This is a genomic window from Pantoea sp. SGAir0183 (genome assembly GCF_043545505.1).
The window spans coordinates 3118703-3130910 of sequence record NZ_CP028053.1; the positions used below are offsets into that span (position 1 = coordinate 3118703).

Below are 12208 nucleotides of genomic sequence, written 5' to 3' on the forward strand. Positions count from 1 at the left end.
CCTTACGGCACCGCCGCTTTTTTTTACTGACGCCGCCGGTCAGCGTGAGCGAATCTTAGTGAGAGGATGAACGGCGGACGTTTGAGATGCCCGAAAGGCCTGCCATTCTTCTCGCGTCACTTCCCATAATTGCGAGTCATGTGTGCCTGAAACGTACTGTTTTTTCTCTGTGCGGATACAGCGCATACCACTGTTGACCGAAATGTTCACAGATCGCTGATTCAGTGCCGCTTTTGGCGTTCTCAGCAGCGGTTTTTTCAGATCGGTAAACCAGTAGTCCGTCACGGCCAGGCAGGCTTCTGTCATATAGCCCTGCCCCTGCCACTCCGGTACCAACCAGAAGCCCCGGTTATTATCCGGCGTCTCCATCAGGCAAATAACGCCAATCAGTTGCTGTTCCGCCGCTTTAGGCCGCAATGTCCAGTACCAGCCCGTCCCGGCCGCGACCGCCGGTAAGGCGACATTGGCAATATAGTCTCGTGCCCCGCCCTCGGGATAAGGCCAGGGCACCGAATCGATCAGGTAGCGTACAATTTCCCAGCGCGGAAACGCGATCTGCATGGCATCGGCATCCTCCAGCGACAGGGGTTTTAAGCGCAACCTTTCCGTCACAATCTCAGGTGTCATGATGATTCCTTATGCTGTGAAGAAAACCGGGTGACGATATCCTTCGCTGACGAGTGACATTGCCCGCGTGCAACGGCGGGACAGGCCAGCGTTTTTATCTCTGACAGCCAGGGCACCAGTAAAACGGTCGGGCGGACAGGACGCCCTTTTCGATCACTTCACCGCAGCGGCGACATGTCTTGCCCTGACGGTGGAACACTTCAAACCGAAATGCCGCTTCGCTGTGGTATTTTTTCATGGTGCCGCGCATGCGATAGGCATGACGCGGCACAGACAACAGCGCTTCGCAGAAAGCCGTCAGTTGCGCCTCACTCAGCGACTGTGCGTTATGCCGGGGAAGCAACTGGGCCAGCCAGAGGATCTCAGCACGTAAATAGTTGCCCAGTCCGGCCAGAAAAGCCTGATCCAGTAACAGTCCGCTGAACCGGCGGCGACAGAAACGCGGCGAGCACAGCCGTTCCCTGACCGCCTCTACGGTCAACTCCGCATTCAGTACATCCGGCCCAATGCGGTTGAGAAACGGATGACGGGCAAGCGTTTCCGCATTCAGGAGTTCAATATCCGACGCGCTGTAAAGCAATATCGCCTGATTGGCCGTCGCGAGACGCACACGTAACTGCCGTTTTGTCTCGGGCTGCATGTCTGGCGGGACGATGCGCCAGACGCCGTACAGCTGATTGTGCGAATACAGCGTCAGGCCGTTACTGAAATGGGTCAGCAACGCTTTACCGCGCGTCTCTATCGACGCCACCTGTTCTCCCAGCAATGCGGGCTCATAGGTTTTTAATTCGGGAAACGCAAACCAGACGTCGGTCAGGGGCTGGCCGACGATGGCCACTTCAAGCTGATCCGCCACGCGGCGAATCTCCGGTCCTTCAGGCATCACTCGTCCTCTTAATGCGTTGCGCCACCCACTTCCTTCACATCCTGAGCGGTGGTCAGGGTCGTTTGTACGGCAATTTTCAGCGCCTCAATAACGGTTGCGGCGGGCATACTGGGTGCACCCGGGTGATGCACCGCCTGTTCAGGCAGGTAGGGAATATGAATGAAACCGCCCCGTGCCGGGCTGCCGTTGCTTTCAAGCCAGTGCAACAGGCCATACATTGCCCGGTTACAGGTAAAAGTTCCTGCGGTTTGCGACACCGATGCCGGAATGCCCGCTTCCCGCACCGCGGCCACAATGGCTTTGATCGGCAGGCGTGAAAAATATCCGGCCGGGCCATCCTGAACGATGGGTTCGTCCACGGGTTGCCTGCCCGCATTATCCGGAATGCGCGCATCATCCACATTAATACCAATTCGCTCTACCGTGATATCGCTGCGACCGCCTGCCTGCCCGACAGCGATAACGGCATCGGGCCTGATCGTTTCCAGCGCCTGATACAGCACGTCCAGCACCTCGCTGAATACGACGGGCAACTGGCGCGTCACGATGCGTGCGCCGGCAATAGTCTGGCCTTCAAGGGCACTGACCGCCTGCCAGGAGGGATTAATGGATTCGCCGCCAAAGGGCTCAAATGCCGTCATTAATACCGTTTTCATGCTGCCTCACAAAAACATCAGGAAGTAGAGTAAGAAAATGTTAACAATTAACAGTAGCACACCGGTTGGCACCTGAGCTTTGATGACCGCGTTGCGATCCGGTAACTCCAGCAAGGCAGCAGGCACAATGTTGAAGTTTGCTGCCATCGGCGTCATTAACGTACCGCAGTAGCCGGAAAACATCCCGATTGCCGCCATGACCGCCGGGTTACCGCCATGCTGTAACACCAGAATGGGAATGCCGATGCCCGCGGTAATAATCGGGAACGCCGCGAATGCATTCCCCATCACCATGGTGAGCAGTGCCATCCCTGCCGCGTAAACCGTGACCGCAATGAAGCGGTTATCCACGGCAAGATAATGTTCGGTGAGATGGGAGATCGCGCCACCGACGCCCGCGGCCGTAAACAGTAGCCCCAGGGTTGCCAGGATTTGCGGCAGGAGAAACGCCCAGCCGATGCAGTCCAGCAAACGTCGGGTTTCCTGCATCGACTGCACTGGGGTTTCACGCGTCATTTTCATGGCGATCAGCCAGCCCAGCAGACAGCCTGTGGCCATGGAGAACAGCGTAATCAGGGTGGAATGGTTGCCCGCGCCGAACACCCACGTTTGCAGACCGGGAAGGTTATTAAACGCTAACACACCGATCACTGTCACGACGGGGATCGCCAGGGCTGGCAGGAAAAGTTTGTTGCCCAGACGCTGGGCACTGGCCTGTTTTTCCGCCTCACTGCGCTGGTGATAGCGGCCCATTCTTACCCCACCACAACCGGCAAGGATCCCCATGATAACCACCGCTACGCCCACGCTAATTTGCAACATACGTGTGCCGCTTTCGGCAGAGCCCATCAGTTGGGTCATCAGGGCGGTTGTCCAGTCACCCACCAGAAAAATCAGGCCATACAGTCCCCAAAATAAGCCAGTGGTGAAACGGCGCGGATTTGCGCTGTCGCGCCAGGATAAAACCGCGACAACCAGCAGAATCAGGCCAGCCAGCCACATCAGATACTGTTGCTGAATCATGACGGCTCTCCTTTGGCTTTCATGGCCTTGCTGTTGATAACGCGCAGTTCTCGTGCCAGCTGGCGGTCCAGCCTGATCAGGCGGGCGGAATGAATCAGAAAGGCTGAGAGCGCCGTGGGAATGCCCCACAGGGCAATATGCAATGGCTCAGTCTGGATACCGGCGGACTCCTGCATAAAGTTATGCATAAAAATAATGGCGCCAAAGGCGACAAAGATATCCTCACCAAAGAACAGCCCGACGTTGTCGGTGGCAGCGGACATGGCACGCAGGCGATGACGGACCTCGGGCGGTAGTGCCCCGTAGCGGTTTTCGCTGGCCCCCTCGGCCATCGGCGCAAGTAGCGGGCGCACCATTTGCGGATGGCCGCCGAGACTGGTCAGCCCGAGGGCCGCAGTCACCTCACGCACAAACAGATAGACAATGAGCAACCGTCCCGCCGTCGCCGTTTTGATCCGGGCAATCCACGCCTGCGCACGCTGTTTCAGACCATGGCGTTCCAGTAAGCCAATAACCGCCAGCGGCAGCAGCAGGATCAACGGCAGGTTGCGGGTATTCAGAAATCCCTCACCCAGCTTTTGTAAAATATCGCCCAGCGGCATCAGGGCAGCGATCCCGGTGACGAAGCCTGAAACAATGACCACCAGCACCGGATTAAAACGCAAAACGAAGCCAACGACGATGGCAGCAATGCCCAGCAGCGGCCAGAGATTTACTACGCTGTCCATACTTTTCCCCTCGTGAAGTAGTAAGCCTGAGACGTTCAGGCTGGTTATGCCGTTTTTTTATTGACTGGTGACGGTGATAGCATGGCTGGCAAAGCTGGCACGCAGACGTTGCGCAAACGTCAGTGCATGCGCCCCGTCACCATGCAGGCAGACGGTTTCTGCGTTCACCTGAACCGCCTCACCGGTCACACTGATGACCTGCCCCTGTCGCACCATCATCAGGGTTTGCTGAATCGCCTGGTCTTCCTCTTCAATCAATGCGCCGGGCTGGCCACGGGGCACCAGCGCGCCGCTGCTGAGATAGCCGCGATCGGCAAACACCTCCTCCCGGGTTTTCAGGCCGTGATGGGCCGCCGCGCGAATCAACTCACTGTTAGCCAGCCCCACCATGATCAGCCGGGCATCGACGGCTTTGACGGCTCGCGCAATCGCCTCGGCCAGCGTGGCATCCGCCGCCGCCTGGTTATACAACATACCGTGAGGTTTAACGTGAACAAGCGACTGCCCTTCGCTCTCAGCCAGACTTTTGAGCGCACCAACCTGATAGATGATTTGCGCATAGACAGTTTCCGGCGGCAGTTGCATCGCACTGCGGCCAAAGTTTTCACGATCGGGAAAGCTGGGATGCGCGCCAATCGCCACGCCAAATTCGCTGGCCCAGCGAATGGCCTGCAACATCATCTGCGCGTCGCCTGCGTGAAAGCCGCAGGCGATGTTGGCGGAACTCACCAGCTGCAACAGCGCACGATCGCTGCTGCTCCCCTCGCCCAGATCGGCGTTTAAATCAATTTTCATTTGCCAGTCCCCAGGCCATTTGCCCCAATACATGCTGCTGCTGTCGCGTTGCCGCCAGCGCCTCTTCGGGCGTACAGGGCATAAAATGAATCGGCTCGCCCAGACGAATCTGCGCCAGATGATAAAGATCGCATTCAATGACGCAGGCGATACGTGGATAGCCGCCGGTGGTCTGTGCATCCGCCAGCAGAACGATAGGCTGACCGTTTCCAGGCACCTGAATGACGCCGGGCACCAGACCATGCGATAACAACTCGCGCGGCACGTCGCGTTGCAAAGCAGGCCCCTGCAAACGGTAGCCCATGCGATTACTTTGAGGGTTCAGTTTCCAGGCTGCTCGCCAGAACGCCTGTTGTGACGCTTTGCTGAATTCGTGGTATTCCGGTCCGGGTAACGCACGAATACGGTTACCCCAGAGCAACTGGCGCACGCCTTTTTTGCTCGTGAAGTGCTGTTGCGGTTTGCCCAGCGGAATGACGTCGCCGTCCTGCAGCGTTCGCCCCTCAAAGCCGCCAAAACCGGCCTTGATGTCGGTGCTGCATGAGCCCAGCACCGGCGGAATCGCGAAACCACCGTGCACAGCCAGGTAGCTGCGCATGCCGTGAATCGGTTTCTTCAACACCAGGACCTGCCCTTTTTTTACCGGTAAACGCCAGCCTGTCCAGACAGGCTTGCCATCCAGTTCGGCCTGACAACCCGCTCCCGTTAGTGCAAACCATCCATCCCGACGGAATTCCGCTTTGAACTGTCCGAGGACAATTTCCAGCACGGCGCTGCCCGGCGGATTGCCTGCCAGCAGATTGGCTGTGATCATGGCGGGCTGATCCAGGACACCACTGACGCCTATGCCATACTGTCGCCAGTGATAGCGTCCGAAATCCTGAATGCTGGTTGCCAGACCCGCGCGAAGAATGTTTAACATATCCCTTCCTTTTGCGGCACAAACCGGACATTGTCACCCGGACGTAGTAAGGTTGGCGGCTGCTGGCTGGGTGTGAAAAGCGCGACCTGCGTCCTGCCAATCAACTGCCAGCCGCCTGGTGAGACCAGCGGATAAACACCGGTCTGGCTGCCGCCGATGCCGACCGATCCAGCCGGAACCGCAACGCGCGGTTCGGCGCGGCGCGGCATATGCAGGCGCGCATCCAGGCCGGCCAGGTAAGGAAAGCCGGGCTGAAAACCAATAAAGAAAACCGCGTAATCCGTGCTGCTGTGTAACGCGACGAGCTGCTTTTCCGTCATGCCGGCGTGGTCGGCCACCTGACGCAAATCCGGCCCCGCCTCGCCCCCATAGATGACCGGTATGGTCACAAGGCGCGACTCTGTGTCCTGCACCTCACTTTCCTGCCACCACTGTTCAAGTTGCGCCGTCGCCTGTCGGGCATCTCTGGGCGGCTCCCGTAACAGCAGCGTCAGGTTGTTCATGCCGGGAATCACTTCCCGGGTCGCGTCGTGTGACTGCAAACGCTGGCACAGATGCCAGATTCGCTGCTGACTGGCCAGCGAAACGGGCGGAGACAACTCCAGTACCACCGCGCGCTCGCCCAGCATATAGCATCGTGTTTTTTGCAACACGTACCTCCTGGTAAACAGCTTTGCGGCGCTCAGACAGGATTCTGGCGCGCAAAAGCCAAATGTGTTTTACAACCCAGGAAGGTAGTTATGCGAAAGTGACGGTAATGTGTCAACAGGTTTGGGTTCTGCGCAGATGGCAGAACCCAGGGGGATCAGGCGGGATTGGGAATATCAATAAACGTGACATCCAGGCCATGATGCTCCGCCAGCCATTCACCCAACGCCCGAATACCCGCGCGTTCGGTGGCATGGTGGCCTGCGGCGAAAAAGTGCAGGCCTTGTTCACGGGCGCTGTGAATGGTTTGCTCAGAGACCTCGCCCGTAATAAAGGCATCTACGCCAAAGGCGGCCGCATTATCAATAAATCCCTGACCGCCGCCACTGCACCAGGCAACACGACGGATCGCTGCTGGCGCATTATCACCACAATGAAGCGGCTCCCGTCCCAGCACCTCAGTAATACGCTGTGCCAACGCATGGCCGCTCACAGGCTGAGTCAGTTCGCCCCAGGGCACCAGCGGCATAATCTCGCCCATCACGTTAATACCCAGCAGCTTAGCCAACTGCGCGTTATTACCCAGCTCAGGGTGCGCATCCAGCGGCAGGTGCCAGCCGTAGAGGTTAATATCGTTTGCCAGTAGCGTGCGCAGACGCTGGCGTTTCATGCCTTTAATCACCGCCGGTTCACTTTTCCAGAAATAACCGTGATGTACCAGCACCGCATCGGCTTTGCGCGCCACCGCTTCATCCAGCAGCGCCTGGCAGGCGGTCACGCCGGTAACGATCGTTTTCACTTCAGGTCGGCCTTCGACCTGTAGCCCGTTTGGCGCATAATCGCTGAAGGTATGGGTTGCCAGCTGATCGTTAACGATTTTTTCTAACGCATAGTGATTCATTTCTGCTCCTTGCCACCTCAGGCCACATTTTTTGCGCGCTCGAAGGCGTCGAGTGTCTTTTTACGTGCGTCCTTATGTTCCACGATCGGTGTTGGATAATCGAGTGTCTTGTTGTTTTTCCGCGCCCATTCGTGCGGCTGATGAATCGCACTGTCCGGCACGTCTTTCAGTTCGGGAAGGTAGTGACGAATAAAATCACCCTGTTCATCGAAACGCTCACTTTGCGTAGTAGGGTTAAAAATGCGGAAATACGGCGCGGCATCGGTCCCCGTGGACGCCGCCCACTGCCAGCCGCCGTTATTGGCGGCCAGGTCGCCATCGATAAGCTGCTGCATGAAATAGCGCTCGCCTTGGCGCCAGTCGATTAACAGATCCTTTACCAGAAAACTGGCCGTGATCATGCGAAGCCGGTTATGCATCCAGCCGGTCTGCAACATCTGTCGCATGGCCGCATCGACGATGGGATAACCGGTTTTCCCGGCTTTCCAGGCGTCAAAATGCGCCTCGTTTCGTTGCCACGCGACATGACGCGTCCAGTGGACAAAAGGCTGATGCTTACACAGTCGGGGAAACGCAACGATGAGATGGCGATAGAACTCACGCCAGATGAGTTCATTGATCCAGACAGCCGCCGGGCTGCCTTCCAGCGCCCCGGGATGTTCATGCAACACCCGATGCAGACACTGGCGCGGTGAAAGCACGCCGATGGTCAGGTAAGCCGATAACCGGCTGGTGCTGTCGCGCGCAGGCAGGTCACGCTGCTTTGGATAATCCAGCACGGCATGTTGCGCAAACGCACGTAGCCGCTTAATCGCCGCCTGTTCACCGGCCGGAAACAGCGCATCATCAACCTCAGCATGGTCGTAATCAAACGGCGAAATCGCTTTTGGTGTGTTCAGGGGCGCGCCAGCCCGGGCTTTAGGCGCCGGGACACACTCAGGCAACCCCTGCTGCAGGCGACGAATAAAGGCTTTGCTGAACGGGGTAAACACTTTGTACATCTCACCATCGCCGGTCTGGATACTGCCGGGCGACAAAAGTACGCTGTCATCAAACCCCTGACAGATCACGTCCGCTTCATCTAACCGCTTTTCCGCCTGCGCATCGCGCTGACGTTCGTTAAATTCGTACTGGTAGTTATAAAACAGTTGATCAACGTTTTGCTGTTCACAAAACGTGACGAGAAAATCCACGCTGGCAGCGAAATCATCACACTGATGAACATGCAGCGGGATGCCTTTTTCGGCCAGTGATGCCTGCAGGCTGCAGAGATTCTGGTGAATAAACGCGGCCTGGCGGGGGGCCATATCGTGTTGCTGCCACTGTCCCGGCGTGGCAATAAACAGTGCTATGACACGGGCATCTGACTTGCTGCAGGCGGCATGCAGCGCAAGGTTATCATTGATGCGCAGGTCATTACGGAACCAGACAAGATGGGTCGTCATCATGCTCCCGACTCATTGTCCGTAGCGCAGGCGCAGCGCTTCCGGGTAAGGATCGAAGTAGCGCTGCTGCGTCAGCCACGGATGAGGATATTCAGCCATGTAGTGCTTAAGAATCGTAATCGGCGCCAGTAACGGTTGCGTGCCCTGACGGTAACAATCAATCAGTGACGTCAGTTCTCTGCGTTGCGGCGAACTCAGTTGACTGCGGAAATAACCCTGAACATGCATCAACACATTGGTGTGGTTAGTGCGCGAGGCCGGTTGTGACATCAGATCCATAAGGCGGTTGCGGTACTCGAAGGCAAACGCCTCCAGCGACTCCCACTGGTTCATCGAGGCAACAAAGGGGCCCAGTTCACGGTATTTTTTTTGCGAATGCGCCAGCAGTAACAATTTATACTGGCTGTGGAAGGCAATCAGGCCATGACGGGTCAGCCCCTTTTTCCACATTTCATGAAACTCGTGCAGCGCGCAAATCCGGCCGATAAAGTTTTCACGTAATGTCGGATCGTTCAGACGCCCGTCTTCTTCGAGCGGTAACCAGGGCATTTCACGTTGCAGAAAACGGGTAAATATACCGGTTCCCGCTTTACGGTTATTATTGGTGGCGGGCTCGTAGATACGCACGCGCTCCATCCCGCAACTGGGTGATTTTGCACACAGTATGTAGCCGCACAGGTGATGCAGCGATTTCACGCGTTTTTCGGACCAGTCGCGCATCTTATCGGTGATGTCATCGCCGCCCTCTTTGCTGAAGCAAAGGTGCAGTTCATCGTCGTCGCTCTGCTTAACTAAGCGCAGCGCCGGGCGCGGCGTGGGCAGCCCAATCGCCATTTCAGGGCAAACGGGTTCGAAACGAACAAAAGGCGTCAGTTGCTCAGTGGCGAACGCGAGCCGCTTGTGGCCGCCATCAAATCTGACGCTCTCACCAAGCAGGCAAGCGCTGATCCCAACGGGAATTTTTTCGCTCATACTTGTACAACCTCCGAAAACTTGTAGAGGTTTAAGTGTAGCGTAAAACGACCGGGATGGTACAGATTCTGTGTAGCAAAAGTGAACGCCGCGAAGCCTTTCAGATGACCAGCCCGTGGTCTTTTTTAACGGTTTATTCTCCCACTGCCACGCTGACCAGCCAGCGCCGAATCACCTTTTCATCCTCAGGCGTGACACCCGAAAGCAGGCTGGCCTCAACCAACTGAACCGCTACTTTGCACTGCGCGAGAACGTCACGCCCGGCGTCAGCAATCTCAATCACCTGAATTCTGCCGTGCACCGCATGCGGACGACGACAAATCATTCCGGCCCGCTCCAGATTCGCCACAATGACGCTCATCGTCTGTGGCGTCAGCAGCGACAGACGCGCAAGGTCGGCACCCGATGCGCCGGGATAGGCCGCAAGCATGGTCAGCACCGAAAATTGCGGCAACGTGACGCCTTTATCCTTCAGCGCATTTTCCATTCTGATTTTATGAGCCGCATGGGCCTGCCGCAGCAGATAACCAATATGGCCTGACTCACCGCGTTTTCCTTCACCGGGTTCGGGGATGGCGGTGCTCTGCAGATCTGACTTGCGCATAATATAAGAGTTCGTATATTGTTATTCGAACTCTTATATTAGCAGATGAGGTATATCGTGACATCGCTTAATCACCGTCGCAGCGACTGGTCTTCGTTCGAACATACCGCACCCGATGTGGTGGCAGCCTTAGCGATGCTGGGCAAAGCCGTTGACGATTCCGGGCTGGAAAAATCGCTCACTGAGCTGATCAAACTGCGCGCTTCACAGCTGAATGCGTGCGCTTTTTGCCTCCAGTACCATCTCAATCTGGCGCGTAAGACCGATTTGAGCCCGGTAAAAATGGATCTGGTCGCCCTATGGCGCGAAGCCGGTATCTATTCGGAGCGGGAATGTGCGGCGCTGGCCTGGACAGAGGCCCTGACCTTAATGGTGCAGCAGCCGGTTTCTGATGCGGTTTATGCTGAGGTCAGCCGCGTCTTCGATAAACAGGAGATCGCGTTTCTTACCTCGGCTGTTGCCGCGATCAATGCCTGGAACCGTATCGCAGGCGCGCTGCAGTTTGCCCCGCCGGTGCCTAAACGCTAAGAAGCGCGTAAAGTGCGGTGCCCGTCGGGCCGCCATGTCGGGGCTACGGGCCAGATAACAAGGAAGGGCTGCCCGTGAACGGGTACTGGCGAACGGGGCGGCTTGCCCGGACACTGGGAAGGTTTCCTGCGTCACTGGCGCAAAGCTAAGGCGCAACTAAGCTGCGTGACGGAATGAACAGGGAAAAAAGAGGCGCTGTGTCGACCTTAACACCGGGCCACAGCACACTGCAGGTGAAAACAGATAAGCACGTCTGAAAACGCTGGCAATCCCCTCTGTAGGGATGTGTCCCTAGGCCTGTGCGGCGTAAAATCAAGCGCACAGCAGGGACTTACCAGAAAATACCCGCCGCTGCTTCAGACTGCGCCAGCCAGACCGGTTTGGCGCTGGTTTTGCACCACATCCGATGCAGGTAGCTGTAGAAGCGCGCCCGATCCTGGCGAAACAGCATAACTGGCAGAGCGAGCAGACCTGACAGGATGACCAGCGTTCGGCGCAAAATAATTTTGTGAAGTGGATAGGTGCGGTACATAGCAGCCTCCTGAGTAAAAAAACGTCATAAATGTGATCTGTGTCTAATATTACGCCGGGTTGGATGATTTTACTACTCATCTGACCACTAAATTTGCGTCTTTTTTGTTCTGCACGGGTAAGTTTACCTGGCCGTTATACCCAGGTTAATTATGAGTTACAGAGGTGATCCTTCAACGGATTTCATGGCAACACGGACGAACGCCAGAAAAGTTGATACAGTGTGTTTTCCCTTTTCAGGCAATGGCAGGATTGGTGTGACCACGGTTTTAATCATTGAAGATGAGAAAGAAATTCGCCGCTTCGTGCGCCTCGCGCTGGAAAGTGAAGGCCTGAAGGTTTTCGATGCTGAGACGCTGCAACGTGGGCTGATCGAAGCCGCCACGCGAAAGCCCGATTTAGTCATCCTTGATCTGGGTTTACCTGATGGCGACGGCAAGACGTTTATTGGTGAACTCCGCCAGTGGAGCACGCTGCCAGTTATTGTTCTCTCTGCCCGTACTGACGAGCAGGACAAAATTGACGCACTGGATGCTGGTGCCGATGATTACCTGACTAAACCTTTTGGGATTGGTGAACTGCTGGCGCGTGTTCGGGTCGCCCTGCGGCGTCATGCCGGGAAGCACCCGGATCCGAAGGTCAGCTTCGCCGACGTGGTCGTCGATATTGCCGCACGCCGCGTGCTGCGCGCGGGCGAAGAGGTTCACCTTACGCCCATCGAGTTTCGTTTGCTGACCACATTACTGAATAACGCGGGGAAAGTTCTGACGCAGCGTCAGCTGCTGAATCAGGTCTGGGGACCCAATGCTGTCGAACACAGCCATTATCTGCGCATTTATATGGGCCATCTGCGTCAAAAGCTTGAAGCCAATCCGACACAACCCGTTCACCTGCTGACGGAAACCGGTATCGGCTACCGGTTCATGCCATAAAAAAAGCGCC

At 56.6% G+C, this 12208-nt stretch carries 15 protein-coding genes; 2 read left to right on the plus strand and 13 right to left on the minus strand.

Annotated features, from left to right (window positions below; genetic code table 11):
- Positions 1 to 39: 39 nt before the first annotated feature.
- From C1N59_RS14490 to C1N59_RS14545, 12 genes are all read right to left on the minus strand, one after another.
- Entirely contained in the window at positions 40 to 627 is a 588-nt protein-coding gene (locus C1N59_RS14490; RefSeq protein WP_033739342.1) for a GNAT family N-acetyltransferase, read from the minus strand.
- A gap of 94 nt (positions 628 to 721) precedes the next feature.
- Positions 722 to 1510, minus strand: a complete 789-nt coding sequence (nei, locus tag C1N59_RS14495; protein WP_039337980.1) for an endonuclease VIII — start codon at positions 1508 to 1510, stop codon at positions 722 to 724.
- Positions 1511 to 1521: 11 nt separating this feature from the next.
- Positions 1522 to 2169 (minus strand): pyroglutamyl-peptidase I, encoded by a 648-nt coding sequence (pcp, locus tag C1N59_RS14500; protein WP_394549799.1) that lies wholly within the window; start codon positions 2167 to 2169, stop codon positions 1522 to 1524.
- A gap of 6 nt (positions 2170 to 2175) precedes the next feature.
- Entirely contained in the window at positions 2176 to 3192 is a 1017-nt protein-coding gene (locus C1N59_RS14505) for a DUF979 domain-containing protein (RefSeq protein WP_394549800.1), read from the minus strand.
- The gene (locus tag C1N59_RS14510) at positions 3189 to 3920 is read right to left on the minus strand and encodes a DUF969 domain-containing protein (protein WP_394549801.1); all 732 of its coding nucleotides are present in this window, start codon (positions 3918 to 3920) and stop codon (positions 3189 to 3191) included. The genes C1N59_RS14505 and C1N59_RS14510 overlap by 4 nt, the downstream gene beginning before the upstream one ends.
- Positions 3921 to 3977: 57 nt before the next feature.
- Positions 3978 to 4715 (minus strand): 5-oxoprolinase subunit PxpA, encoded by a 738-nt coding sequence (pxpA, locus tag C1N59_RS14515; RefSeq protein ID WP_054634312.1) that lies wholly within the window; start codon positions 4713 to 4715, stop codon positions 3978 to 3980.
- The gene (pxpC, locus tag C1N59_RS14520; RefSeq protein WP_394549802.1) at positions 4705 to 5637 is read right to left on the minus strand and encodes a 5-oxoprolinase subunit PxpC; all 933 of its coding nucleotides are present in this window, start codon (positions 5635 to 5637) and stop codon (positions 4705 to 4707) included. Before pxpC ends, pxpA begins: the two co-directional genes overlap by 11 nt.
- Complete coding sequence (pxpB, locus tag C1N59_RS14525) at positions 5631 to 6287, minus strand: 5-oxoprolinase subunit PxpB (protein ID WP_394550866.1); 657 nt, start codon at positions 6285 to 6287, stop codon at positions 5631 to 5633. Before pxpB ends, pxpC begins: the two co-directional genes overlap by 7 nt.
- A gap of 155 nt (positions 6288 to 6442) precedes the next feature.
- Positions 6443 to 7186, minus strand: coding sequence for a type 2 GTP cyclohydrolase I (locus tag C1N59_RS14530; RefSeq protein WP_033739329.1), 744 nt, complete (start codon positions 7184 to 7186; stop codon positions 6443 to 6445).
- A gap of 17 nt (positions 7187 to 7203) precedes the next feature.
- Entirely contained in the window at positions 7204 to 8631 is a 1428-nt protein-coding gene (gene phrB, locus C1N59_RS14535) for a deoxyribodipyrimidine photo-lyase (protein ID WP_394550868.1), read from the minus strand.
- 12 nt (positions 8632 to 8643) lie between these two features.
- Positions 8644 to 9603: a YbgA family protein gene (locus C1N59_RS14540; RefSeq protein ID WP_006118440.1), complete on the minus strand. Its 960-nt coding sequence runs from the start codon at positions 9601 to 9603 to the stop codon at positions 8644 to 8646.
- A gap of 133 nt (positions 9604 to 9736) precedes the next feature.
- Positions 9737 to 10207, minus strand: coding sequence for a MarR family winged helix-turn-helix transcriptional regulator (locus tag C1N59_RS14545; protein WP_394549803.1), 471 nt, complete (start codon positions 10205 to 10207; stop codon positions 9737 to 9739).
- Between the two features lie 57 nt (positions 10208 to 10264).
- Here C1N59_RS14545 and C1N59_RS14550 point away from each other — a divergent pair, with 57 nt between their 5' ends.
- A complete protein-coding gene (locus C1N59_RS14550) occupies positions 10265 to 10735 on the plus strand; it encodes a carboxymuconolactone decarboxylase family protein (RefSeq protein ID WP_394549804.1) in 471 nt (156 codons plus the stop codon).
- A gap of 331 nt (positions 10736 to 11066) precedes the next feature.
- On the opposite strand, the gene C1N59_RS14555 is transcribed toward C1N59_RS14550, so the two are convergent.
- The gene (locus C1N59_RS14555) at positions 11067 to 11267 is read right to left on the minus strand and encodes a YbfA family protein (RefSeq protein WP_054634317.1); all 201 of its coding nucleotides are present in this window, start codon (positions 11265 to 11267) and stop codon (positions 11067 to 11069) included.
- 256 nt (positions 11268 to 11523) lie between these two features.
- On the opposite strand from C1N59_RS14555, the gene kdpE reads away from it, so the two are divergent.
- Positions 11524 to 12198 carry a two-component system response regulator KdpE gene (kdpE, locus tag C1N59_RS14560; protein WP_006118436.1) on the plus strand — a complete coding sequence of 225 codons (675 nt, stop codon included), beginning with the start codon at positions 11524 to 11526 and terminating at the stop codon, positions 12196 to 12198.
- The last annotated feature ends 10 nt before the right edge of the window (positions 12199 to 12208 follow it).